General features: G+C 44.8%; 22 protein-coding genes. 10 read left to right on the top strand and 12 right to left on the bottom strand.

The genetic code is table 11. The features are described 5' to 3' along the window. Positions 1 to 137 precede the first annotated feature (137 nt). On the bottom strand, positions 138 to 896 hold the full coding sequence (locus tag OU793_RS07800; protein ID WP_021484176.1) for a helix-turn-helix transcriptional regulator: 759 nt from the start codon (positions 894 to 896) through the stop codon (positions 138 to 140). Further along, the gene (locus tag OU793_RS07805; RefSeq protein ID WP_021449427.1) at positions 897 to 1,535 is read right to left on the bottom strand and encodes an HD domain-containing protein; all 639 of its coding nucleotides are present in this window, start codon (positions 1,533 to 1,535) and stop codon (positions 897 to 899) included. A gap of 433 nt (positions 1,536 to 1,968) precedes the next feature. On the opposite strand from OU793_RS07805, the gene OU793_RS07810 reads away from it, so the two are divergent. After that, complete coding sequence (locus OU793_RS07810; protein ID WP_005463425.1) at positions 1,969 to 2,151, top strand: hypothetical protein; 183 nt, start codon at positions 1,969 to 1,971, stop codon at positions 2,149 to 2,151. 59 nt (positions 2,152 to 2,210) lie between these two features. Here OU793_RS07810 and OU793_RS07815 read toward each other — a convergent pair whose 3' ends face one another. From OU793_RS07815 to OU793_RS07835, 5 genes are all read right to left on the bottom strand, one after another. Next, complete coding sequence (locus tag OU793_RS07815; protein WP_159404375.1) at positions 2,211 to 3,488, bottom strand: cytosine deaminase; 1,278 nt, start codon at positions 3,486 to 3,488, stop codon at positions 2,211 to 2,213. Positions 3,489 to 3,497: 9 nt separating this feature from the next. Next, positions 3,498 to 4,736, bottom strand: a complete 1,239-nt coding sequence (gene codB / locus OU793_RS07820) for a cytosine permease (RefSeq protein ID WP_159404374.1) — start codon at positions 4,734 to 4,736, stop codon at positions 3,498 to 3,500. Positions 4,737 to 5,542: 806 nt separating this feature from the next. Then, positions 5,543 to 6,889: a magnesium transporter gene (locus OU793_RS07825; RefSeq protein ID WP_140103976.1), complete on the bottom strand. Its 1,347-nt coding sequence runs from the start codon at positions 6,887 to 6,889 to the stop codon at positions 5,543 to 5,545. A 186-nt stretch (positions 6,890 to 7,075) separates the two neighbouring features. Beyond that, entirely contained in the window at positions 7,076 to 8,398 is a 1,323-nt protein-coding gene (locus OU793_RS07830) for an AarF/ABC1/UbiB kinase family protein (RefSeq protein WP_069505878.1), read from the bottom strand. Positions 8,399 to 8,569: 171 nt separating this feature from the next. Next, a complete protein-coding gene (locus tag OU793_RS07835) occupies positions 8,570 to 9,226 on the bottom strand; it encodes a pyridoxamine 5'-phosphate oxidase family protein (RefSeq protein WP_031419318.1) in 657 nt (218 codons plus the stop codon). Positions 9,227 to 9,336: 110 nt separating this feature from the next. Here OU793_RS07835 and OU793_RS07840 point away from each other — a divergent pair, with 110 nt between their 5' ends. Then, complete coding sequence (locus OU793_RS07840; RefSeq protein WP_140103975.1) at positions 9,337 to 10,773, top strand: PLP-dependent aminotransferase family protein; 1,437 nt, start codon at positions 9,337 to 9,339, stop codon at positions 10,771 to 10,773. Between the two features lie 2 nt (positions 10,774 to 10,775). Here the strand turns inward: OU793_RS07840 and yjeH are convergent, their stop codons facing one another. Beyond that, a complete protein-coding gene (gene yjeH / locus OU793_RS07845; RefSeq protein ID WP_021484454.1) occupies positions 10,776 to 12,038 on the bottom strand; it encodes an L-methionine/branched-chain amino acid transporter in 1,263 nt (420 codons plus the stop codon). 212 nt (positions 12,039 to 12,250) lie between these two features. Between yjeH and OU793_RS07850 the strand changes: the two genes are divergently transcribed. The 3 genes from OU793_RS07850 to OU793_RS07860 all read left to right on the top strand — a co-directional run bounded on the left by OU793_RS07850 (position 12,251) and on the right by OU793_RS07860 (position 14,348). Next, positions 12,251 to 12,706 carry an Lrp/AsnC family transcriptional regulator gene (locus OU793_RS07850; protein ID WP_140103974.1) on the top strand — a complete coding sequence of 152 codons (456 nt, stop codon included), beginning with the start codon at positions 12,251 to 12,253 and terminating at the stop codon, positions 12,704 to 12,706. A 19-nt stretch (positions 12,707 to 12,725) separates the two neighbouring features. Continuing rightward, positions 12,726 to 13,640: a LysR family transcriptional regulator gene (locus tag OU793_RS07855; RefSeq protein WP_024700036.1), complete on the top strand. Its 915-nt coding sequence runs from the start codon at positions 12,726 to 12,728 to the stop codon at positions 13,638 to 13,640. A 93-nt stretch (positions 13,641 to 13,733) separates the two neighbouring features. Beyond that, positions 13,734 to 14,348, top strand: coding sequence for a LysE family translocator (locus OU793_RS07860; protein WP_005463452.1), 615 nt, complete (start codon positions 13,734 to 13,736; stop codon positions 14,346 to 14,348). A gap of 162 nt (positions 14,349 to 14,510) precedes the next feature. On the opposite strand, the gene OU793_RS07865 is transcribed toward OU793_RS07860, so the two are convergent. Both OU793_RS07865 and OU793_RS07870 read right to left on the bottom strand, forming a co-directional pair. Beyond that, positions 14,511 to 14,732 (bottom strand): hypothetical protein, encoded by a 222-nt coding sequence (locus OU793_RS07865; RefSeq protein WP_005463454.1) that lies wholly within the window; start codon positions 14,730 to 14,732, stop codon positions 14,511 to 14,513. A gap of 241 nt (positions 14,733 to 14,973) precedes the next feature. After that, entirely contained in the window at positions 14,974 to 16,407 is a 1,434-nt protein-coding gene (locus tag OU793_RS07870; RefSeq protein ID WP_005463456.1) for a glyceraldehyde-3-phosphate dehydrogenase, read from the bottom strand. A 613-nt stretch (positions 16,408 to 17,020) separates the two neighbouring features. Here OU793_RS07870 and OU793_RS07875 point away from each other — a divergent pair. Both OU793_RS07875 and OU793_RS07880 read left to right on the top strand, forming a co-directional pair. Then, positions 17,021 to 19,657 (top strand): ATP-binding protein, encoded by a 2,637-nt coding sequence (locus OU793_RS07875; protein WP_005477185.1) that lies wholly within the window; start codon positions 17,021 to 17,023, stop codon positions 19,655 to 19,657. 58 nt (positions 19,658 to 19,715) lie between these two features. Next, on the top strand, positions 19,716 to 20,693 hold the full coding sequence (locus OU793_RS07880) for a Gfo/Idh/MocA family protein (protein WP_140103890.1): 978 nt from the start codon (positions 19,716 to 19,718) through the stop codon (positions 20,691 to 20,693). 90 nt (positions 20,694 to 20,783) lie between these two features. Here OU793_RS07880 and OU793_RS07885 read toward each other — a convergent pair whose 3' ends face one another. Beyond that, positions 20,784 to 22,103, bottom strand: a complete 1,320-nt coding sequence (locus OU793_RS07885) for an MATE family efflux transporter (RefSeq protein ID WP_140103892.1) — start codon at positions 22,101 to 22,103, stop codon at positions 20,784 to 20,786. A 122-nt stretch (positions 22,104 to 22,225) separates the two neighbouring features. Further along, positions 22,226 to 22,540 (bottom strand): DUF496 family protein, encoded by a 315-nt coding sequence (locus OU793_RS07890; RefSeq protein WP_005453573.1) that lies wholly within the window; start codon positions 22,538 to 22,540, stop codon positions 22,226 to 22,228. Between the two features lie 326 nt (positions 22,541 to 22,866). Between OU793_RS07890 and OU793_RS07895 the strand changes: the two genes are divergently transcribed. The 3 genes from OU793_RS07895 (at position 22,867) to OU793_RS07905 (ending at position 24,226) form a co-directional block, all read left to right on the top strand. Next, complete coding sequence (locus OU793_RS07895; protein ID WP_005477197.1) at positions 22,867 to 23,082, top strand: hypothetical protein; 216 nt, start codon at positions 22,867 to 22,869, stop codon at positions 23,080 to 23,082. Between the two features lie 176 nt (positions 23,083 to 23,258). Further along, positions 23,259 to 23,909, top strand: a complete 651-nt coding sequence (locus OU793_RS07900) for a YceH family protein (protein ID WP_159404373.1) — start codon at positions 23,259 to 23,261, stop codon at positions 23,907 to 23,909. Beyond that, positions 23,906 to 24,226 carry a GIY-YIG nuclease family protein gene (locus tag OU793_RS07905; RefSeq protein WP_140103889.1) on the top strand — a complete coding sequence of 107 codons (321 nt, stop codon included), beginning with the start codon at positions 23,906 to 23,908 and terminating at the stop codon, positions 24,224 to 24,226. Before OU793_RS07900 ends, OU793_RS07905 begins: the two co-directional genes overlap by 4 nt. Positions 24,227 to 24,307 lie beyond the last annotated feature (81 nt).

The raw sequence follows: 24,307 nt of genomic DNA on the forward strand, positions 1-24,307 counted from the left end.
GATTAAACAAAGTCGAATGAGATGGGAGCACTTTATGCTCAATGAACGATTAAACCAGCTTTCTCTTTCAAGTGACGTTGCATGCCACCAAAAGTAACTAAATGCGTTACTTTAATTTCCATTTGTTTATTGAGTTACTAATTTCGAGACTTCTGTGTAGGTTTTCTTTCCCATGGTTCAAACAGAGGGAACGTCCAACGACGCATCGCAATAATCAGAGAGGTGCCGTGCTTTTCGTCCATATCGAGAGAGCTATCACTTTGGCAAGCCTGATAAAACTCATCGATGACCTTTTGCAGTTTCTGTTGCAGCTTCTTGTTGGTTGGTACGCTCATCAATCCTGTTGCCATGGACAACTGTTCATCTTCACCCGAAAAGTAGCTTTGGAAAAAGGCGTCTTGAACTTGCTGTTGGAAGAACCGTTGAATAGGGCCGCCCATCTGCCACTTAAATGTCGGAGATATACGCAAACGAATTTTGTTATTTGGCTGCAAGTCGATGATGTTCAGCCGATCCAAATGAGCAAGCTTTTGCACCAGTTCCAACTCATTGAAGGTATATTGCTGAACGATTTGTTCAAACTGATAGCCATTTACAACACAGATCGCCACGAGCAGCAGGGCTTTATCGTCAACTAGCTGCTTTTCTTGCTCTAACGTTAGCGACTCTAGACCTTTATTGTGCGCAGCCGCGAGCTTAAACAGTTCCGCCATTTCTAAACCAATCAATTGGCAAATTCGTTCTAAGCGCTCAAGGCTAATGTGCTGACCTTCAGCGAGTAAACGTTTGACGCTTCCTTCACTTAAATTAAGGTGTTGTGCAACATCGACATAATGCAGCCCAGCTGACTTTAGCTGGCGTTTAAGCTCTTTAATTAACGTATAGCTTTCAGACATTTACGCGGTCACCTCATCGTGCAACTGTTTCAGGTACGTTTGCATAAAGGCTTTCCGTTTATTGGCTTCAAGTTTTGCAGACTCCGTGTTCATGGTGTCGACAATTTTAAACAACTTGGTTTGGAAATGATCTACGGTGAATTGCTTGTCGTTGAGTTCGCGCTCTTTAGCAAACATGTCGTTATCGTTGTAAAGCTGAGCGTTGAAATGAGTGCTGACTTGAATGCATCGCGTAACACCAATGGCGCCTAAAGCGTCCAGACGATCAGCATCTTGGACGATTTGTGCTTCCAACGTGTTTGGCCTGATGTTGGCGCTAAAGCTGTGCGCCTCTATCGCATGAGCGATGGCATCATGGTAGTGCTGAGGGTATTGAATACTCTCTAAATACGCGATGGCTTTTTTGGCTGCAATTGCAGAGCTTTGCTTGCGATTTGGATGATCTTTCGGGTAGGTGAAACAGTCATGCAAATAGGCCGCTGGTAACACAATGGCTATGTCTGCATTTTCTTCGTCGCAGAGCTGTTTCGCTGTTTTGACCACGCGTTTTACGTGTTCAATATCATGGGCCGCATCAACTTGCATCTCTTGCTGCATAAATTCCAAAAACAGCGGCTCAAACTGGCTTAATGACGTCATGGTTAATATCTACAACTAAAATGAAGCCAGAAGTATGCCCAACGCTAAGAAGAATTTCCAAATGCGATGGTGTAATTGAGAATTAGCCACCAGATTGTTGAATACCTGAGTGATGTCAAGAAGTGGGATTAAGAGCGCTGTCACTGATTCCATTTGAAAGGTTAATACGTAGTGATATGACTGAACTTTTCGAAGGTTTCTCTCCAGCCAAGACTATTTCAAACAGACATTTTTATCAGTGTTTCTATGAGTCATTAATTTTATAAATGTGACTCAGTGGCACAGAAAACTTGGGTTTATAGATTGCATTTTTGAGTGAACTCAATTCCATTTTTATAGATATTTAGTGTGTTTTTTGTGATCTTGATTATGATATTTTTGCTTTCAGAGCGATAGGATTCCGCGCAAATGGTGAGTTAACTGAGTCGATGATATGCAGGATTTATATGAGCTAGAGCGTAAACTGGTCGAAAATGGCGCAGATATGAAAGGCTTAAAAGTGGTACCCGCGGTCGTTGATGAAGAAGGGCATGTTGTTTATCTGGGTAATAGTCCATCCATGATCAGAAACATCATTAGTTGTCGAAGACAATTAACGCAACGTACTAAAAAATAGTAAAAGGGTCTGACTAAATAGTCAGACCCTTTTCGTTTCGGTTGGTCTTTTTAAGAACTTTAGCGCTTGAACGTTACTTGTTCTGGTTGTTCAAGATGAATACGAGTTGTCGCAGGTTGTGTTTCTGCAATGACTTTACCGTGACGAACCGAGTAACGAACAGGTACTTGGCGACGTACTGCATCAAAGCCATTTTCAGCAGGAAGAATCAGTAGGCTACCTGGTTTGCCTTCTTCAATTCCGTACTTGTCTTGAATGTTCAATGTACGCGCTGAGTTGGTGCTGATGAGATCGAGTGAGTGATTAATTTGCTCGTAACCCATGACCTGACATAAATGCAGGCCCATGTGCAGCACTTGCAGCATGTTTGCTGTACCAAGTGGATACCATGGGTCGAATACGTCATCGTGTCCAAAGCAAACGTTGATGTTTGCATTTAGCATCTCTTTCACTCGTGTTACGCCGCGACGTTTAGGGTAATCATCAAAGCGGCCTTGTAAGTGAATGTTCACCAATGGGTTTGCCACGAAGTTGATACCGGACATGCGTAATAAACGGAACAGGCGAGATGCATACGCACCGTTGTAGGAACCCATTGCCGTTGTGTGGCTTGCCGTGACTTTATTCCCCATATCAAACTTGTGCGCTAATGCTGCCAGTGTTTCAACGAAGCGAGATTGCTCGTCATCGATTTCATCACAATGTACGTCGATCAGACGGTCATATTTTTGCGCTAATTCGAACACGTAGTGCAGCGATTCAATGCCATATTCGCGTGTGAATTCAAAGTGTGGAATCGCGCCAATCACGTCCGCCCCCAATTTGACGGCTTCTTCTAGCAGCTCTTTGCCATTTGGGTAAGAGAGAATACCTTCCTGCGGGAAGGCGACGATTTGGATGTCTACCCATTCTTTCATCTCTTCACGTACTTCTAGCATCGCTTTGAGAGCGATAAGCGTTGGATCAGAAACATCGACGTGAGTACGAACGTGTTGTACGCCGTTTGCGATCTGCCATTTTAAGGTTTGTTTTGCGCGCGCTTTCACGTCTTCAATCGACAGCATTTCTTTGCGCTCAGCCCAACGTTCAATACCCTCAAACAATGTGCCAGAGATGTTCCATCTTGGCTCGCCAGCGGTTTGCGTTGTATCTAGGTGAATGTGTGGCTCGCAGAAAGGCGCAACCGCCATACCGCCTTCAGCATCTATGGTGTCACCGTTGTGATTAAGCTCCACATCGTCGCTTTCAATGCGCTTGAATTGACCATCTTCAATCAAAATTTGCTGCAGACCTTCTTGTCCTTTTAGCGTTACGTTTTTGATCAGTAGTGTTGTCATGATGGTTCCTTACGCTGGCTGTGTAGCCAGTGCTTTTTTGTTGAGAATAGGATTAAGAATTAGGAAGCTAATTGCGCCGCCAAGGACAGCGTTAATCGGTACTACGCCAGGAAGGAAGTGTCCCGCACCAACGCCAATCGCTACAGCGACAATGCCAGCCCAGTTTACGCTTTGGAACTGGGCGGCTTCAAAGTTTGCGTAGCGTTTACGGTTCGTGAAGAAGTCAGCGATGATCACGCCGCCAATTGGTGGAATTGCCAACGATAAGAAGGTCAGCCAGCCAACAAAGTTGTTGTAGAGCCAGAGGGCGCAAAGTGTGCCAACAAGACCGTTCGCCATCGAGATGTATTTACTTGGTAAGCCTGTGATGTTGGAAAATCCAAGACCTGATGCGTAGAGTGCGTTGTCGTTGGTCGTCCAAATGTTTAACCCAAGTACGATGATGGCAGGAATCAATAAACCTTGCGCAATCATCACTTCAGAGATGTCTGATTGACCAGTCACCGACGCACCTGCCGCGCCAAAGATAAACATTAACGAGTTTCCGATGAAAAATGCCACCATGGTGATCATCACGGCGCTGCGCGGCTTTTTACCAAAGCGTACGAAATCTGCCGTTAATGTGCCTGCACTGACAAAAGAGCCTACAACCATCGCGAGAGCCATTGAAAAGTCGAGTGGTTCGGTTGGTTGAACTTGTTGTAGTTCGCGAATACCGCCAACGCTATTTACTGCTTCTACGACAGAGTAACCGCCAAGTAGCGCAATGGCAGGAACGGCGATTGCTGACAGCACCATTAGTGCTGAGATTCCAAAGTAAACGGTCGCGGTCATGAGCAAACCGGAGACAAGGATCAAAGTATTGGTATCGATGCCCGTTGCTTTATGCACCGGAATCGCAAACATCGCGACACCAACTCCGAACCACCCAACTTGAGTACCACCAAGAAGAGCAGAAGGAAGCCAAGAGCCTTTAGAACCAAAAGAGAAACGAGCAAGAAGGTGAGTAGAGAGACCAGTAGAAGCGCCGATGTAACCGAGGAAAGAAGTGTAAATACCGAGGATTAGGTTACCGATGAGAACAGCGAGGAAAAAATCATTAAAGGAGAGCCCAGTACCGAGAGAACCACCTGTCCACATACTTGCGGAGAAAAAAGTGAGTCCTAACATCACCATGGTTAGTGACGCCACGCCTTTTCTGGCCGTGTTGGGAACTGGTCCAAGACTGTAGTTATTGTCTCCAGCCATTATTACCTCCGCAAAGTAAAAGATTAAATTATAGCACCTGATTTTCAGGTAAACGGCGCGTATTATCGTGATGTAAATTCGATAGTCAATGATAAAATTGAAATTTAAACGTTTGCTTGGTTTTGTTTGTGTTTTTTATTGTTAAATAACAATAAGTTGAATGAGTTGTTCTAAAAATGAAAAGTGTATTTTTACGTGTGTTTTTATGATTTCTTGACGAGTTTTCTGTGTGAAATGAATGTTTTTTACTACTATTTGTGCTTATGGATAAAATTTATCTATAACTCTAGATTGTTCAGTCGATTTCTATGAAAAGAAAACGATTTCATGATGAGTGTTTTGGTTTGGGCGTTATTTGTTCTTTTTTTGGTGTGTTTTCTTGGTTTTATTTATGTTAGGTAGTTTGTTTTTGTTGAAGTCGGTATTTCTGATGGTTTATTGAAGGAATTTTTGAATTTTATAAACAGTAAACAGTCGGTTGAGGGCAAGATAAGTACAATAGAGATCGGTCGGAGGATAAAGGAGAGCAGTAGCCGCATAAAAAAATAGCCAACCGCAAAGAGTGCGATTGGCTTATATACATGTGAACAAAATCAAGTTCACTAACAACGTCAGTTGGCTAGGTGACCCTCGGCTTAAGAAGGGTCAATTTATATAATGCAGTTACTGTGCCAACTTTTATATGCCCGAAAATCGTGGTTTCTGTGACATACGTTGCTTAAACTTTGAATGTTTTTGCAATTTGCAAGTGCGTTATGCAATTTGTCTCTATTATGCTAATGATTGATTAATAAACAGTGGACTTTTTAGAGCATGACTAAACTCGCCGTTCCCAAAAAGGCGAAAAAACCAACCACATCTGTCACTGTCGTTAGAATAACCGAGCCTGCTAAGGCTGGATCCAATTTGAACTTATCCAGAATAATGGGTATCAACACGCCAAACAAAGCAGCGGTAATAATGTTGACGATAATGGCCAGTGCGATGGTTCCGCCTAAAACTGGCGATTGGAACCACAATCCGGCTAACCCGCCGATAATCAGTGCCCAAGCAATGCCGTTCAGAGAGCCAATACCCAGTTCATTTTTCAATAGCTTGAAACGGTTACCTGGAGTGATCTGATTAAGCGCCATCGCACGAACCATCAGAGTGAGCGTTTGGCTGCCCGCGATGCCACCCATCGATGCAACGATTGGCATGAGCACGGCCAAAGCCACCACTTGAGCAATCACATCTTCAAACAGTCCGATAGTGATAGAGGCTAAAATTGCAGTCAGCAAATTGATGCCCAACCACACGCCACGTTTTTGTGAGCTTTTTAGTACTGGCGCAAATAAGTCATCGCCTTCATCCATACCAGTACCGGCCATTAAGCGCGCTTCGTAGATTTCTCGTTGAGTACTTAATGCAAATTGCCAATCGACCTCACCAATGAGAGTTTGGTCAGCATCTGTTACGGGGAGCGCGGGTAGGGCGCTATGCTCTAACGCCTCTACCGCCTCTGGCAGTGTCATTTTGCTGTCCAACACGGTAACGGTTTCAATCTCAAGTGTTTTCAAACGCACGCCTGAATCACTTCTTAAGATCTCGTAATAGTTTACTGCGCCACGGAACTGTTTGTTTCGGTTAATCAGGTACACTTGCTGCGGCGTATCGTAGCTGTAGCGTTCCATCAACTGCTTTGCGGTTCCGACCGTAATATTGAACGGCAGCGTAATGATTTTACGCTCCGCCCAGCGACCTAGCTCATCGTCTTCATATTCATTCGCTTGGTCGTACAGCTCAAGCTCGTCTTTTTCAATTAAAGCGAGTGCTTCATTGATGATGGATTCTGGTAACGAGTCTGCCCATTCGATCAACGATAAGTTGTCGAGTTTAGCGAGGGTGAGTTTCAGTTCGACTTCAGATAACGCATTGATGATAGAGAAACGTACATCGGCACGCATCTCTGTCAAAACGTCGATATGAAGTTCTAACGGCAATGCTCTCCATAACCGAACACGGTCTTCGATAGGGAAAGCTTCGAGGATAAGCGCAACCGCGCCGGGTTCGAGACCCGCTTCGATAGATTCATTGAGCGTTGCGACTTGATCCGATTCTTCGGCTTGGCCAATTTGTTGGATTAGAGTGGAGAGATCTTGAAACTTGCTCACCGAGCCCCCGATAGTTAATTCGTTTTCATGGATAAAGTTGTGGCGTCATACGTGACACATTAGCCAGCTAACTTTGCTTATTGACCTTATGTTCATTAACCATAGTCAATAAATCTCAATAAAGTGGGCTGTTGATGACGCAGGATAACTGCTCAAGGTACTTGAAAGTGACAGAAAAACAATAGGCTATCCACTATTGATCTTGAGATATGGTTGCACTAATCGACGAATGTTTACTTTTGCACCGATTCGAGCGGCGAGCAAATACATGCCACCAATTTTTCGGTGCAAGAATATGGCATCGGCTGGTGGGGTATGCCAATAATCTTGCTCCATACTCAGAATTGTTCCAGCTTCTCGCAGTTTTTGCGCCAGTCCGCTGGCTTTAAAGTCATAAGCTTCATCAATTAGCATGGGTTCGCATGCCATTTTGACCAAATCTAAAATCGCCGTTCTCTGCTCTGGTTTGATGCTTTGGGCGAAAAAGCCTATTTGCTCTAAAGCATCGTTTAGCCCTTGTTTGTCATCGTTCACGACAGATGAAAAGGCTTGGCGATAACCGGAACTAAAACGTTCACTGTATTCGCGAGTTGCGCCAAAATCTAACAGCCCGATTTGTTTACTTTGTTCAAGATAGAGATAGTTTGCGAAGTTTGGATCGGTTTGCACCATTTTGAATTCGAACAGTTCTTTAAACAGCAGTTCCAACAAATTGTGCATTACAAAGTCGCGAGTTTCTTGATCGTAGTTTGCGATTTTCTCTATGGGCGTCCCTTGAATGAACGACATAGCCAGAACGGATTGGGATGAAATTTCCGGGTAGATTTTTGGCACCACAAAATGCGGATGGTCTTGTAGAGCCTTTTGATATCTATAGGCAAACTGAGCTTCTCGCTCATAATTGGCTTCGTCGTGCAGCTGTTTTTTCGCCTCTTCCAACAGTCCTTTATAGTCAACAGACTCAGGGATAAGGCCAACAATTTTCAAAAGCGTACCGACATTATCGACGTCGCTGTCGATGCTCTTTCTGATACCGGGATATTGCACTTTAACTGCCAAATTATCGCCAGAATCGCTGTAGGCTTGGTGAACTTGTCCTATGGATGCACTCGCAATAGGTTTGAAGTTGAAAGCAAGAAACGCGGATTTCCACTGTTCACCAAGTGCATTTTCCATCACGTTGTTGAGCTGCTTTGATGGCATTGGATCGGCGTTTGAACGCAATCTAGCTAAAATCTCGGCCAACTCCGGTTCTAGAATGTCTCCCGCATCCATCGACAGCATTTGACCAAGTTTCATGGCTGCGCCGCGTAAGTGCGCCAGTTGATCGGTCAGTCGTGCAATATTTTGAGGGGTGAGCAAAAGGTCTTTTGCTTTCGGTCGGTTGCCTTTGGCGATTTGCTTGGTGCCTTCAGCAATAACATTGCCTGCAACTCTTGTTGCAAGCGAGGCAAATTTGCTGAATCTAGAAATACGGTGTGTTGGTAGGTTTCTTTCCTTTCCCGACATAACTCTCTCCTATTGCTCATGGTTTGTTATACGGGAAATAGAAGCCTTTGGATACAAAGTTACGAGCACCGCTGGCAGGCCAGGTGATTTAGGGGAGTGGATGAAAGTTGCTATTGAGAGCGTTAGCAAAAGTGAGAGTGTTAGCAACAGGAGCTCTTAGCTGAGTTTCTCCTAAGCATACCAGCGGTTAGGATAGGCGCTGCTGTAATCGGGTTCTTCGATGCCTTCATACAAATCCGAACATGGTTCAAGAGGCCCCACGACGGTTCGATATGGCAGTACCCCCGCCCAAACCGGAATATCCATATCTTGCGCGTCGTCGTTGACACCAAAACGACTGATTTTTACCGATGCTTCCTCTAAAGAAATACGCAAAAGCATGGTGGCGCTGAGCTCTTTCTCGTTACTCAAACGGACATGCTCTGTTCTTCCCGGCGCGATTTGTTCGAGAAAGTGATTCAGTAAACGATCTTTTTCCTGATTGTCTTCAACAGTTTCAAACTGACCAAACACAACCGCACTGCGATAATGCGCGCTGTGGTGAAATGCGGAACGCGCCAATACCCAACCATCAAACAAGGTGAAGGTGAGACATGTCGGTTGGCCTTGTTTGAGGGAGCGTAACAGTCGGCTGTTATTTGCGCCGTGGATGTATACAAAATCATCGACGCGCCAAGCTAACATAGGGATAACCACTGGCCCTGACTCGTTGGTGATTGCAATATGGGCAATTAGGCTTTCATCAATAATCGTGTGCAGTTTTTCAACTTCAGTCACCGCTTTATGAGCGCCTTTTTTGATTTCTGTTCTTTTTGTATTCGATAGCATGGTGGTCTCCCTAACCAACTCACAGTAATGAGAAATAGTCATTTTCTTCCTAAGCGTGTCGTTGCAATGTAGCGTTTAACTGGTAGCTTAGAGAGAGCCACTTTTAAACTATGGATGGATCCAATTTGTCGTTAATCGATGTGGGTGATTTGTGCGTAAAAACAGGCAGCGGTACGCGCCAGCAGTCTGTATTTTTTGCAATAAGGGATAAGATTGTTCGAGGGCTTTGGCCCAAGAACGGCAAGCTACCGTCGACTCGTAAACTGGCACAAGAGTTGAACCTTAGCCGCAACACGGTGATTTCTGCCTACGAACAGTTAGTTGCTGAAGGGTACTTGGTCAGCCAGCGTGGCTCTGGTTTTTTTGTTGCTGTTGAGTTGCCAGAACAATACTTACCTGAAAAGTTGCCAACTCAAGCTGCCAACCTTCCGCCAGCGGCGTTGGATGTGAATGCCAGTTTCGCGCCCGGTGTACCCGATTTATCGCTTTTTCCAACCGCTTTGTGGCAAAAATATCTCAATCGTCATTTATCCCGTACGTGTCTGCTAGGCAATCAAGACATTCAAGGTTTCTGGGAGCTTCGATGCGCTTTGTCGGATTACTTAGCGTCGAGCCGTTCAGTGAACTGCACGCCTAGTCGAATCATCATCACGTCAGGCGCGCAGCAAGCGTTGTGTATCGCCACCATGGCAACATTAACGTCAGGAAGTAGAGTGCTAATGGAACAACCGGGTTATGCGCAGATGCGCAAGTTGATCCTGTTTCAGCAATATCAATTTGAACCGTTATTCGTAAGACAAAAAGTGGGTTTTGATATTGATTCCGTCACGCAAAGTACTGCAGATGCGCTCTATATCACGCCAAGTAACCAATATCCGATGGGGACGACTTTAAACACTGAGCAGCGAGCACAAATCATTGAGTGGGCATCGAACCAAGAGGCGTGGATTCTTGAAGATGACTACGACAGTGAATTCCAATTTGCACATCGTCCATACACCAGTTTGCAAGGGTTAGCCGCACAAATGGGCCGAGACGAGCGAGTGTTATACATCGGCTCTTTTAGTAAAATCATGTTTAATGGTTTGAGGCTTGGCTATCTCGTTGTGCCTGAATCGCTGGTAGATAAATGTTTGATGGTGAAAGACGCACTTAGTGGTGACACACCAAGTCATATTCAAGCCGCGATGGCGGACTTTATCTCAGAAGGAAGCTTGCTGCGACATATTCGTAAAATGAGGCGAGTGTACAAGTCGAAGCACGAACAAGTCTGTTTCTCTATTCAGCATTATTTTGGTGACAAAGTTCGAGTTGTTAGCCAAGCGGCGGGGTTGCACGTTACGTTGAGCTGGCAACAAGGGATTGATGAAAACACGTGGACGCAACGAGCCAAAAAGGCGGGCATCGTGATGCGCCCAGTCAGTTTTTATGAGCATCCCGATTTTAAAGCACGAGATTGGCAGGGTGTCGTGATCGGATATGGGAATGTTCGTCTTGATAACATTGACCCGTTGATTAAACGCCTCTTTGAGCTATTTGACGTCTGAAGTTATTCGACAATGCTCGAGTGTCGTTTTTGTCGCCATTGTTTCCACGGCAGAGAGAGCAGCGCAAAAATGCCAAGGGCGTAAAGCATAGACCAACCTAAACAGATGAACACGCCTGTACATAACACTAAAGAAATCGCCGCGAGGGCTTTTCCTAGTCCGTGCAGCAATTTGTATGCAGCTAGCATTGCCAATAGATAAACCAAAACAAAAATACTGTTGGCCAGCTTTAGGAAAAACTCTAAATCGAGCTTGGATAACGACCCAATCACACAAGACGCAAGTAGCACCGCACCGACTAAAACCGTTGCAGATGAAGGTACGCCTCTACGCGAAATTTTAGCCAGTGGACTGTTTGGACGATGTTCGCGCGCTTGAGCCCAAACCATTCTTGATAGGCTTTGGGTATATAAGTTAACGCTGGCAAAGCACGCAGAAAATCCGATGATACTGATGAGCCACTTTGCGCTATCTCCCAATAAATGGGCGCTTAACCAAGGGATGGAAGCATTATCGAATTGTGCGCTGCCATAAGCACCAAACTTTAAGATGACAACAGAACAAGCCCAGTAAGTTGCACCAGCAACAAAACAGCCGACGATAATCGCGATCGGGAAGTCCCGTTGCGGATTCTTAAACTCTTCCCCCATGTGAGCAAAGGCTTCGATGCCAACAAAGCACCAGAACATCACGCCAAGTGCTGCGGTGATCGGCCAAATGGACTCTGTTGTGAGAGTCGGCATTGAAAGATCTGCGCTATTGATTTCGCCTTTAAACAAAAATGCACCAACCAAAGCAAAAACACTCAATGCGATGACGGTTTGCAAGCGCCCTGATGATTTGGTGCCCAATAGGTTGACCAAGATGAGCAGAAAAACCGTCAATACTTGCGCAAATAAGTGGTTGTTGATTGGAGTAGGAAGCAGTTGTTGAAGAAAACCTGCTGCAAGAGCAATCGCGGCAGGCACGCCAACGGGAATTACACTGACAAATAGCCAAGCGACGCTGCTTTCCAATCTCGAGTTAAAAGCTTGACGCACAAAAAATGCCGTGCCGCCAGCATTCGGGTAGCGCTTACCAAGTTGGGCAAAAGTCAGCGCGATTGGACAAATCGCGATGAATAAAAGGACCCAAGCCCACAAAGAAAAATGGCCAGCGATTCCTGCCGCGATAGCGGGAATCATAAACAAGCCTGTTCCCATCAAGGTTGTGGACAACTGGGCGATACCGGAGATAAGAGAGATGTCTTTTTTTAGCTGTTCCATGCGTTTCTCGGACGTTTTATTTAAGTGCGCGTTCCATGCTGCGCCTTAATTGGACTTTGGGTGGAAGATAGAATATCTGAACTCCAAAAAACAAAATGCGCTTGTTCACCGTCAATATGACGGTTGTTTTAAATAAATCCAACAAAATGTTGGTTTCTTATGCATTTAGAATCGGTATAGAATAAGAAAATTAAGGGAAGCTTGGTATATTTATGGACAAATTTGATCACAAGATCATTGATATCCTCCGGCATAACGCGCGGTTGTCGGTCACCGAGATTGCGGAGAAGGTCAATTTATCTCGCTCAGCCGTCACGGCTCGTATTCGCAAGTTAGAAAATGACAAAGTCATCTTAGGTTATCACGCTGAAATTGCGCCTCCAGAGGGGGATTCGATCTGTGCCTACTTCGCATTGAAATTCGACACATCCATATCATCTTACTACTGTGAATCCTATGCTGATGATTTGTATAAAATTGATGGTGTGAAATGGTGCCATGCAATCAGCGGCGAAACTGACATGATGGTATTTGTGGAAGTCCCTAACATGAATCGGCTCAATGAAATCCGAGATCAAATTCAACGCTTTCCTGAACTGCGTCATTTGATGACGCATACGGTTCTGACCGAGTTTTTTAATACGACCGGAAACAAGTTCGTAAAGTGAAGCATCAAGTGGGTCGAGTATGTTAAACAACATCAATTTAAATCTGCTGAGGTCGTTGCATGTGCTGCTTGAGGAATGTCATGTAAGCCGCACTGCCGAGCGCTTGCACGTGACTCAATCTGCGGTCAGCCGCCAATTAGCCCAGCTCAGAGAGCTTTGTGGCGATCCATTGCTTGTCCGTCAGGGGAACTTGCTCATACCCACACCTCGAGCGTTAGCGTTAAAAGCTAAACTTGATGATTTGCTGTCTGAGTTTGATCATCTGCTTGATGATAAACCGTTCGAACCGGCAGATTGGCAAGGTGAGTTAGTTGTCGCGTCTAGTGACTATGTTGCTCAGTACGTTCTTCCAGATATCGCTTCCCATTTAAGCCAACTCGCGCCGCAACTGGATATGGCTTATCGCTTATGGCAACCAGACTTTCTCGATAAGTTGCATGAACTGGGTATCCACATCGCATCGTCCATGTACCCTTCAAAACCAGAAGGCGTTTCAAGCGTGAACATTGGTTCTGATACCTCGGTGTGTTTGATGAAAGCGTCACACCCGCTAGCGAGTTATAAAGAGCTGACGGTGGATGCTTTACTCAGTTATTCGCACATAAAAGTTACGGGTGGCGGCGATAAAGATTCAAGCACCGACACGGTTTTAAAAGAGATGGGGTTGGCGCGACATATCACATTTAAAGTCCCATTTTTCTCGGCGGCGGTTAATCGCCTAGTCTCAAGTGAACATTTGATGGTCGTCCCTGAGCATATCGCGGTGAACCTCGCTAAGCATTGGAGTTTGGCACATAAACCTCTGCCATTTGATACTCAAATCCATCAATACTGGCTGATGTGGCATCCAAAGTACGATAACGATCCTGCGCATCGTTGGATACGGGAAACGATGCAAAGCGTTATGCAGCAATCAGAATACTCTATTCACTAGACTATGAGTTTCAATCATGACTTTCATGATTAACTTTGATTTCAGTTTATATCACCTCTATTGATAAATTAACGTCAAAGAGGGGAAATTTTTATGACACTAACAGTTTGGTTATCACTTTTTACAGTCTGTTTATTAGGGGCTATGTCGCCAGGGCCTAGCTTAGCGATCGTTGCTAAACATGCTTTGGCTGGTGGACGAATGAATGGTTTGGCAACGGCGTGGGCGCATGCTTTTGGGATCGGGATTTATGCGTTTATCACGTTGATCGGTCTTGCGGTTGTGCTGCAGCAGAGCCCAATGCTGTTCAAAACCATCAGTTTAGCGGGCGCAGCTTATTTGGCTTACTTAGGTTTTAACGCGCTGCGATCCAAAGGTGGAGTGGCCGCCAAGTTGGAATCTGGTGAGGAAACGACCGTACTTCAATCTGCTAGAGAAGGTTTCCTTATCTCTATTCTAAGTCCTAAAATCGCACTGTTCTTTATTGCTTTGTTTAGCCAGTTTGTCGCGCTTGGAAATGATCTGAGTAACCAAATGATCATTGTTGCGACCCCTTTTGTTGTCGATGGCTTGTGGTACACCTTTATTACGTTGGTGTTATCAAGCTCCAGAGTGGTCGATAAAATTCGCTCCAAAGCGGTTCTCATTGACCGACTATCTGGCGTTGTACTTATGCTCTTAGCACTAAGAGTGGTGGTTACGGTTTAGGACTCTCAAGACGCTCGATATAACAAACCCAAAGGCAGCCAATGAGCTGCCTTTTTTGCAAACGCACTTCGCAAAAAAAAACACCCAGCTTGTGGGGCAAGTCTGGGTGTAAGCAAGAAGTTTCTCAGGAACATTAGGGGGAAGAGAAACACAGTAATTTCGTTATCGGCGAACCTCTTCAAATTCACCTTCGATTGCATCGGCTTTGCCAGTATTAAACTCATACTCTTCATGCATTTCTTTTTGCATTTTCCGTACGCGTTTTTCAATTCGTTTGCCTGTGATCAGGGCTGCGATGGTCAATGGAATCGCCATGATTAGGCTAAATACTAATGCGAAAAAGCCAGTAATCAGTGCCAGTGCAGTAACAATAATTCGATTCATAATCATGACCTCTTTTCAATCTATGTGTTCAGATTAACGCTGCGAACATGAACAAAACATGAATGGTTCTGTTTGCTTTGTCCGGAGATTGTCAAATGATACGAACGAAAAAGCGCCTGAGGGTCATCAGGCGCATAAACGGGGAATCAATATTAGTACTGCGCAAAGCGCTTATTATCAAAACAAATGTTGGGTTATTGCTCGTTACCCATTGTGGTTAACGTTGTGGAGCAAAGTTCACCTATCGAGGGAATGTTTGGTAACGAACGCCCATCATTTGTTCCATACAGTGCACAACTTGGCAGCTGTATCCGAATTCGTTGTCGTACCAAATGTACAGTACGCAACGCTTGTCTTGTGCGATAGTCGCTTGACCATCTACAACGCCGGCATGGCGAGAGCCCACTAAGTCTGTTGAAACGATTTCAGTTGAATCTGTGTAATCAATCTGCGCTGAAAGCTCAGAGTTGAGTGCCATTTCGCGTAGGTAATCGTTCAGAGAGTCGCGATCAACATCTGTGCCTAGGTTAAGGTTTGCAACCGCCATTGATACGTTTGGCGTAGGTACACGAATTGCGTTACCTGTTAGCTTACCAGCTAGCTCTGGCAGTGCTTTTGCTACTGCTTTAGCTGCGCCAGTTGAAGTTAGAACCATATTCAAAGATGCACTGCGACCGCGACGGTCACCTGAGTGGAAGTTATCGATCAGGTTTTGGTCATTCGTGTAAGAGTGAACGGTTTCAATATGGCCCGAAAGTACGCCGTATTTGTCGTTCAATGCTTTTAGAACTGGTGTGATTGCGTTGGTGGTACAGCTCGCTGCAGAGATGATGGTGTCATCTTCTTGAATCACAGATTCGTTAACGCCGAATACAACGTTCTTGATGTCGCCTTTGCCCGGAGCCGTTAGCAGTACTTTCTCTGCGCCTTTACACGCTAAATGTTGGCTCAGACCTTCAGAATCACGCCACACACCTGTGTTATCAACAACAAGTGCATTGTTGATGCCATACACAGAGTAATCTACATCACTAGGATTGTTTGCGTAGATGATTTGAATGTAGTTGCCGTTAACGATAAGCGCTTTGCGCTCTTCATCAATCACGATGCTGCCGTTAAATTGACCGTGTACAGAATCACGACGAAGTAGGCTAGCTCGTTTTTCTAAATCACCTTTCTTACCGCCACGAACAACAATTGCGCGCAGTCGAAGTGGGTAACCTGGGCCACTCTTTTCAATAAGAAGACGAGTCAGTAGGCGACCAATACGACCGAAACCGTAAAGCACAACATCGCGAGCGGCTAGAGAAGAGTCGGCATCACGCGCGCCTTGAAGTGCAGTTTGTAGGAAATCGTTTAGTGCTGCTGTATCTTCGTGCTCATTCCAATACTTAGTTGCCAGTTGACCAACATCAACGCGACATGAAGAAATGCTCATTTCGCACAATGCTTGGATGATCGGCATTGTGTGCTCTAGAGAAAGAGGGTTTCCAGTGTATCGTCTTGCTACGCGGTGAGTTTTGAGAATGTCGATAGTAGTGGCGTTGATAAGCGTCTTACCAAACAGAACCACTTCGATTCCTTTTTGACGATATAGCTTACCAATAAGAGGGGAGATAGATTCAGCAATCGTTTGGCTCGTTTGCCAGTCTTGGAGATATTTCTCTGGACTCATTGTTGTATTGGACCTTTCACGTTTTGAGGGCTAACCATACTCACTACTGTTACCTCAACGGTAGAGTGTGGAGTTTGGTGGGTTATGTAATCGGGTTGTAATAATTATGTGTGCGAATTCTAAGGTGAGAGTTCTTATTCTGCTAGGAAAATTAATACCAGTTAAAACTGCTAAGTAGGGCATTATTTCTGGTTGATTAATGTGACTAAAGCGGGGTGTTTGTACTATTGACTTTTAATAACTTGCTGACTTTTTTTGTAACGATAACGAATAGCTTCAAAATCTAAATGTAAATAGCCTCGATTCTTTTCTAGATTAATGTGATCTCACTCGATAAGACAACGGGAGTGGTAAACATTCAAATGATAAATGTCTGTTTTACATTTTGCTGCTTAGGTATGACTTGGATTTGAGCGTTTAGGTCATTTTTTGATGATCAAAAAACTTGCTTTGAATCACAGTTTAAAACAGGCACCTAAACCCGCCGTAACCCTATATCCCTAGTGTTACTAGGTGAAATGAGAGTGTTTTTTAACTCATCAATATCCATTATTAATGTGTGAAACTAGTCTAGTATTAAATCAGTAGGCGTTCGTAACACATGGAAAGATGGATGCTGAGATTATCAATCAAAACACGTTTAGCGTTGTTAGCGTTATTACCCGCAGTGGTGATCGTTGCTTTTGCGATCCACCAGTTTTATGCCAATTCGGTGCGAGTCGATCACCTCAATCAAACCGTAAGCAACATACAGGGATTCCAGCTGATATCTCAGGCTTCGCACTTTATCTACAGCATGGAAAAAGACAGACGCCAATACGGTCAGGAAACGCCCTTAAGCATCGAAGTGGATGTCCAAAATAATGTGGTGCTCTCCATGCATCATAAATTTTCCACTAATCCACACACTTCCGAGTACGCCGATGATTTAAAAGAGGCGATGCTTGGTATGGTGTCTGGGGATCTTACCAACACAGATGAAGTGGGTGATTGGGCGTTTCAGTTGTTGCAAGAAATGTCGCTTTCCTTGCTACAAAACTATCAGCTGTATGGAAATAGCGATGGGCACGCCATGCAGAACTTTATTGCTTACCTTGCTCAATTATCTTATTGGACGCAAAAAGAGGCTTGGCTGACCTACCGTTTAGTGATGGATCCAGATGCGAAGCTGAACCAAAGCGTTTTTTTTCAAACCATTGATCGTCAGCAGCAAAATCTAGATGCATTTTTGCATTTGGGGGCATCTTATGCGCATGTCGATAAACTGCTTGGCCTTTTCAGCTCCCCCCGTTATCAACGTAATTTGGAATCAAGAGCGAGGCTAATGAATGGCGACATGCCACGCAGCGATTATGCGGCTTACCTTGACGAACTCGATTTTCGGGTTCAGCGATTGCAAATGATGATTGAAGGATTTACTCGTCAAGCTGAGCAATCCCTACTTACTCAAGTCAATGAGCAAAAACGAAATGTATTGCTCATTACCTGTGGTGTTGCGGTAGTTCTTCTCTTACTTGGCTGGTTGGGGTTTGCCACTTGGTATCGTGTTAACAGCAAGATTGGCGCGATCATTCATGCTCTTAATGCCCTGGTTAATGAGGAAGAAAAAGAGAAAAAAGTCGCAGTCGATGGTAGTGACGAGTTCACCCTCTTTGCGCAGCAAGTCAATCGTGTGGTGGAAGAAAAGCAGAGACAAACTCACGAAATACTGCACGCCAAAGAGTCGGCAGTGGCAGCCAATAGAGCAAAATCTGTATTTCTGGCCAATATGTCCCATGAGATTCGAACGCCGTTGAATGGCATCATGGGGATGACTGAAATTTTGTCGCAAAGTGAGCTGTCGCCTCATCAGCAAGAAGTCGTGGATGACATCGATACCTCTTCCCACACTTTGCTTGCATTGCTAAACGATATTCTAGATTTGTCTAAGATCGAGTCGGGGCGCCTCGAATTGTCGTTGGTTGAAGCTGACATTCGCGAAGTCGTTTATCAATCGGTGATTTTGTTTCAATCTAAAGCCACGTCTAAACAGCTTGAACTCGATATTTCATTGGATGAAAACATTCCGGCTCGCGTGATGGTCGATGATCATCGCATCAAACAGATCATTACTAATCTGGTTTCCAATGCTGTTAAGTTTACTGAACAAGGCTATATCTTAGTCGACGTGAGCTACGAAGAAGCGTTAGAGCAAGGGCGAGGTTCGCTCACATTCCTTATCAAGGATTCGGGCATCGGCATCGAAAGGGACAAACTGGCGACCATTTTTGAGCCGTTTACTCAAGAAGACGAAGGGGTTTCGAGACAGTTTGGCGGAACAGGGCTAGGGCTTGCGATTTGTCGCCAATTAGTGTCAATGATGGGAGGCAAGCTAGTGGCAACCTCGACCAAGGGGGTGGGCACATGCTTTGGTTTTTCAATAGAAGTAGAAGCGTTACCTCTCTTTGGTTGGCATTCCGATGTGGTCAAAAGAGGGCTCTTTATATGTGATAACTATGCTTATGCAGAGCAAATTGTCCAAGAGTGTCGTTTGGCTCAAATTGAGCTGGTAGGCGTTAACTCACTTTCGGAAGCAAAAGCGCTAGATGAAGATTTCGATGTCATTTTCTTATGTAATGACGGTCAGATGGATATCGATAGCTGTTTGAGTGAACTGGCTGAAGTTTATGATGTTCGTCGAGTAGTAGTGTGCCAGCACCATTTGACGAGCTCTTACACGAACGCGGAAAACGTGCATGCCGTGTTGACTCAACCATTCTTGGGTAATCGATTCAAACATGCCATCGAGGAGCTAGCTAAGCTCGAGAAGAATACATTGCGTGACAATGTCACAAATATTGCATCTCGCGCTGAATCTAAAATATCTCGAACTCATCGAAGAATACTGATTGCTGAAGACAATCTAATGAACCAAAAAATCGCGAGCTTTTTCTTAGATAAAGCAGGGTACGACTACTTAATTACGAGTAACGGCCAAGAAGCGCTGGATGCCATCACTAAAGGTGAGCAGTTTGACGCCATTTTGATGGATTGTATGATGCCGGTGATGGACGGCCTAACCGCGACAAAAGAGATTCGCCGTTGGGAAAAGAAAGTGGGCTGCAAGAAAACAACCATCATTGCTTTGACCGCGAGTGTGTTGGAAGAGGACATTCACAATTGTTTTGCTGCGGGTATGGATGCGTATTTGCCAAAGCCATATAAATCTAACCAGTTATTTGAGTTGTTTAATGAACTAAAGCTTGCTTAAATCGCACTGATAAGCCGAATTCATTACGGCTTTTTAGAACGAATATAAAGGAAGTGACATGTTTAAACTCGCTGTTATCGGGACTAACTGGATTTCGCAACAATTTGTTGAAGCGGCAATCCAAACCAAGCAGTTTTGCCTTAAAGCTGTGTATTCGAGAGATATAGAAAAAGCGCGTTTGTTTGGCACGCCTTACGATGCAGATACTTATTACGACAGCCTAGAAGCATTAGGTCAGGATGCAGACATTGATGCGGTGTACATCGCCAGTCCAAATTCGCTTCATGCTCCTCAAGCCATTCAAATGTTAAAAGCGGGCAAGCACGTCATTTGTGAAAAGCCAATGGCTTCGAATTATGCATTGGCACAACAGATGTTTGCCTGTGCTGAGGAAAACAACGTTGTGTTGTTTGAAGCGTTTATGTCGCCTTACACACCAAACTTCCAAGTATTGAAAGAGAGCTTACCGTCTATCGCTCCGTTACGACATGCGACGATTAGCTATTGCCAGTATTCATCGAGATACCAAAAATACCTAAATGGAGAAAATCCAAACACATTCAATCCTGCGTTTTCCAATGGCTCCATCATGGACATTGGTTATTACTGCGTGGGTTCTGCGATTGAGTTGTTTGGTGAACCGAACTCTGTTCAAGCCAGTGCGTATGTGCTTCCATCAGGTGTTGACGGATGCGGCAGCGTAACGCTGGCGTATGATGGCTTTAACGTAAATCTTCTGCACTCGAAAGTCAGTGATTCTCTTATCCCAAGCGAGTTTCAAGGTGAGCAAGGCAGTGTGTTGGTCGATATGATCGCCACAGGTCGTGGTGTAGAGCGTATTCTTCGTGGTGAAGAAAAAGAGAACCTAACTTTGCCTCAAACCGAGAATCATATGTTCTACGAAGCAGAAGCATTTGCGAAGCAGTTAAAGCTTGGTGTGATTGATGAACAAATGAAACAACGTTCGTTGACCGTTGCAAAAGTACTGACTGAAGTACGCAAACAGACTGGCGTAGTATTCCCTGTAGACCAGTAAACTTGTGCATGGTATAGCCAAAAGTTGATAGTAAGAAGCCCTCGATTGAGGGCTTCTTTGTTAATACTAAAACTTAGGCTGTAGCTTGCTTTATCGCAAGTTTGTGTATGGTTTACGGTAAGTAAGGTAAGCAGAAATACCCGCCATAATATTACCCACACACGCACCAAACAGCAGACCTCTGATACCGCCCAGTTGCGCACCCAGCCATAGGCAAGGTAGGAAGAAAACAAACAAGCGTAATGCCGAAATGGTTAATGCTGTGTACGATTTCCCTAGCGCATTGCAAATCGACACCATCAGCATACAAACGCCAAGAGAGCCCAAACTTATTGGCACAATCATTAGATGCATGTAGAGCACTTGTTCTACTTGGGTATCACTTGTCATTAACAACGCGAGCGGGTTTGCAAGCAAGAAGGTAATCGCCGCAATCAAAAGCTGGAAGCCAAGAATGAACTTAACCGCTATTCCAACCAGAGTTTGAATGTCTCGATAGTTCTTTGCGCCTAACAAGCGCCCCACCATTGGAGGCATCGACATGGTCAGTGCCAACACAGACACAATGGCAAAAAACTCGTAACGTGAGCCTAGCGCCCAAGCAGCGACTGCGGCAGTTCCAAAGCTGGCAAGCAACTTGGTCGCTAACATTGAAGAGAGCGGCGGCAGCAATTGACTGACCATGGCTGGCCCCATGATGTTGCCTATCGAAGTGACGCTTTTCATCACATTCAGATCTTGCCATTGCGTTGTAGCCCAGTGGTTGCGCTTCACTCTTGGCGCAACGACAAGGATACCAAACCCAAATGCAACTAAGGTTGCCAACGCTGCACCATTAATGCCGAGATCGAGCGTGAAAATGAACAGTGGGTCTAATACCAAGTTCACACCACTTGTCACCATCATCATCGTGCCCGGAAGCATAGTGTTGCCATTGGCGCGACAAATACTGTAGTAAAAATAAAGGACTGCACCAGCCCATGAACTCAGCAGCCACCAAGGCCAGTAACTATCTATGATAGGCATAACAGTTTCTGGCGCGCTGAGCAGAGATAAAATCGGGTAACGCAGCAGCCAAATTAAGAGGCCGAATACCGCAACACCGATTGAACCAATCATTAAAACCAATCCGCCAAGTTGTTTGGCATAGCGAGCATCATTCGCGCCCAAGGCTTTAGAGATCACTGCGGTAGTCGCGATGCCTAAGCCTACTTGAATGCCGATAATGACCATTTGAAGCGGTAGGGTGAAACCTTGAGCGGCAAGCGGTAAAACGCCAAGCTGACCGATAAATGCACTGTCGACAAGCTGAAAACTCATTAAGGACAACACACCAAACAGCATTGGCCATGTCATCGTAAACAGTTGTTTTGCTAACGTAGGTTGTGCGTTAGTAGAAGTTGAAGGCATAGGAATTAGAGTGTGTTGGGATTCGAGAATGGTTTTATTGTACACACTGGACTACAAAGTGACAAAAATAAACCCCGAGTAAGGAATGCCCACTCGGGGTTTGAAACTTGAACTAATCGGACTTATTTTTTGCCGCTAGTTTGCTTGTCTTCTTCAGTCAGTTCGCGAATGCGACGGCTGATGTCACGACGTGCTTTAGAAATCTCTGCACTTTTGATGATGTGATCATCAACGCGGTCTTCGTAGTCAGCTTTCATGTTTTTGATGATAGCGACGATTTCATCGTGAGACATTTCTGGTTTGATGTAGTCTAGTAAGTTTTCTAGAAGGTCTACACGTTTACGGTTATCACGAACTTTCTTTTCGTTATCAAGTAGCTCACGTTTTAGTTTGTTTTTACGACGAGCTTGGTTAACGATTTCAAATACGCTACTCATGGTTCCCTTTCCTAATTTGTGAATATCTGCCTCGATTAAAGCACAACATCCCGTGGCATAACAGTCTTTAGATCAATCACAATGCAGAGTTGACCAAATCTCAACCAATTCTCATATCTCGCTGACAAACTGCCCTTTGGTGGGAGTACTCGAGGGGAGCGAAGATGAAAAATTTGCACCATGAACGGGTTATTGAGGGGGTACGGATGCGTCTTTCTGCGACGGTTATTGTCGATAAGTGGATAGCATTTTGCATTTATGAACAAATCGATACGTTGTCATGGCGAGACCTTCGCTATATCATCAGCGTCATTAAATGAAAAATGATGAAACTTGATATGGACTCTGGTAACACTGCGGAGCAAGCCGACAGTCAAGAGAATGAGAAAGTCACCAGCTCTTTGGCTGAAAAGTTAAAAGCGGCGTACATTGAAGAGAGAAGCCAACTTGAAATCACGGAAGTCGAACTGAATCGTTCGAAAATCATGATGATTGATGAAGACGGCAATATGAGAAAAGTGCCGATTCTCTCGGAGCATTGAGACCGACCCCGATTCGCGATGGGTGCCAGGTCTTTGCGCTATGCTTTAGCCTGACACCTATACCTAAACAGCGTCAAGTCGTGCAGCGTTTTGAATCGACGGTGCAAAGTAGGCATAAAAGACTTAGATGCGGTTTAGGTATAAATTCAAATGCAAAAATAATAAGGAAATGCATTATGAAAGTTGAGCTAACGGCAATTGAAGCACGAGTAATTGGTTGCTTGATTGAAAAAGAAGTGACCACCCCCGACCAATATCCCCTCAGTTTGAACGCGTTGACCAACGCATGTAACCAAAAAAGCAACCGTGAGCCAGTGATGGCACTGTCAGAATCTGACGTCCTTGATGCTGTTGATGCGTTGATTGAGCGTCGACTTGTCAGCGATGAGAGCGCTTTCAATAGCCGTGTTAGCAAGTACCAACATCGTTTTTGCAACACCGAGTTTGGCGATCTTAAATTGTCGGAGCAAGAGAAGGGCATCATCTGTTGCATGTTGCTGCGTGGAGCGCAAACGCAAGGCGAGATCCGCACTCGAACCAACCGCCTTGCCACTTTCCACGATGTAAAAGAAGTAGAAGCTGTACTTGAGCATCTTGCTAGCGAAGAGAAAGGCCCGCTTGTGGTGAAGTTACCTCGTGAAGCTGGTAAGCGTGAATCTCGTTACATGCACTTGTTCTGTGGTGAAGTCGATGTGTCAGCAATGGCTGCGGCAGTTCCTGCTACTTCATCAAGCTCAGAACGTGTCGCTCAGTTAGAGCAAGAAGTTGCCGAGTTAAGAGAAGAACTCGATGCATTGAAAGCGCAGGTAGAATCTCTACTTTCATGAATGAAAGCGTTGAGCAGCACTGGAGCGTTTATCTGATCCGCAATAACCGTAATGCACTGTATTGCGGTGTTACCAATGACATCGAAAGGCGATTTAAACAGCACCAACTTGGCAAAGGCGCAAAAGCGCTCAAGGGTAAAGGGCCTCTTGTTTTAGAGTGGTCGACTAGTTTCGACTCAAAAGTAACAGCAATGCGCGCTGAGTATTTCATCAAACAACTAACCAAGAGCAAGAAAGAGCAGTTGGTTGAACTCAAAGCTTTGATTGCCGTGGATGACAATCAGCAAGTGATGTTTGAGTCTTGCTCTCAAAGTTAACGGTTCATCGTGACCGTTTGAGTGCCTGTTTTTTGGATTCTTAAATTTCAATTGTCTTTTATAAGCCGCCAACATTGGCGG

Origin of the sequence: Vibrio sp. VP6 (assembly GCF_028823755.1) — a bacterium.
GTDB lineage: Bacteria > Pseudomonadota > Gammaproteobacteria > Enterobacterales > Vibrionaceae > Vibrio > Vibrio parahaemolyticus.

Bases quoted from the DNA above. Each gene is read 5' to 3' on its own strand.
- OU793_RS07885 (WP_140103892.1), bottom strand. From the start codon at position 22,103: ATGCCTTCAACTTCTACTAACGCACAACCTACGTTAGCAAAACAACTG.
- OU793_RS07835 (WP_031419318.1), bottom strand. From the start codon at position 9,226: ATGCTATCGAATACAAAAAGAACAGAAATCAAAAAAGGCGCTCATAAA.
- OU793_RS07855 (WP_024700036.1), top strand. From the start codon at position 12,726: ATGTTAAACAACATCAATTTAAATCTGCTGAGGTCGTTGCATGTGCTG.
- OU793_RS07895 (WP_005477197.1), top strand. From the start codon at position 22,867: ATGAAACTTGATATGGACTCTGGTAACACTGCGGAGCAAGCCGACAGT.
- OU793_RS07905 (WP_140103889.1), top strand. From the start codon at position 23,906: ATGAATGAAAGCGTTGAGCAGCACTGGAGCGTTTATCTGATCCGCAAT.
- OU793_RS07900 (WP_159404373.1), top strand. From the start codon at position 23,259: ATGAAAGTTGAGCTAACGGCAATTGAAGCACGAGTAATTGGTTGCTTG.
- codB (WP_159404374.1), bottom strand. From the start codon at position 4,736: ATGGCTGGAGACAATAACTACAGTCTTGGACCAGTTCCCAACACGGCC.
- OU793_RS07810 (WP_005463425.1), top strand. From the start codon at position 1,969: ATGCAGGATTTATATGAGCTAGAGCGTAAACTGGTCGAAAATGGCGCA.
- yjeH (WP_021484454.1), bottom strand. From the start codon at position 12,038: ATGGAACAGCTAAAAAAAGACATCTCTCTTATCTCCGGTATCGCCCAG.
- OU793_RS07830 (WP_069505878.1), bottom strand. From the start codon at position 8,398: ATGTCGGGAAAGGAAAGAAACCTACCAACACACCGTATTTCTAGATTC.
- OU793_RS07890 (WP_005453573.1), bottom strand. From the start codon at position 22,540: ATGAGTAGCGTATTTGAAATCGTTAACCAAGCTCGTCGTAAAAACAAA.
- OU793_RS07860 (WP_005463452.1), top strand. From the start codon at position 13,734: ATGACACTAACAGTTTGGTTATCACTTTTTACAGTCTGTTTATTAGGG.
- OU793_RS07850 (WP_140103974.1), top strand. From the start codon at position 12,251: ATGGACAAATTTGATCACAAGATCATTGATATCCTCCGGCATAACGCG.
- OU793_RS07815 (WP_159404375.1), bottom strand. From the start codon at position 3,488: ATGACAACACTACTGATCAAAAACGTAACGCTAAAAGGACAAGAAGGT.
- OU793_RS07870 (WP_005463456.1), bottom strand. From the start codon at position 16,407: ATGAGTCCAGAGAAATATCTCCAAGACTGGCAAACGAGCCAAACGATT.
- OU793_RS07875 (WP_005477185.1), top strand. From the start codon at position 17,021: ATGCTGAGATTATCAATCAAAACACGTTTAGCGTTGTTAGCGTTATTA.
- OU793_RS07865 (WP_005463454.1), bottom strand. From the start codon at position 14,732: ATGAATCGAATTATTGTTACTGCACTGGCACTGATTACTGGCTTTTTC.
- OU793_RS07840 (WP_140103975.1), top strand. From the start codon at position 9,337: ATGGATGGATCCAATTTGTCGTTAATCGATGTGGGTGATTTGTGCGTA.
- OU793_RS07880 (WP_140103890.1), top strand. From the start codon at position 19,716: ATGTTTAAACTCGCTGTTATCGGGACTAACTGGATTTCGCAACAATTT.
- OU793_RS07800 (WP_021484176.1), bottom strand. From the start codon at position 896: ATGTCTGAAAGCTATACGTTAATTAAAGAGCTTAAACGCCAGCTAAAG.
- OU793_RS07805 (WP_021449427.1), bottom strand. From the start codon at position 1,535: ATGACGTCATTAAGCCAGTTTGAGCCGCTGTTTTTGGAATTTATGCAG.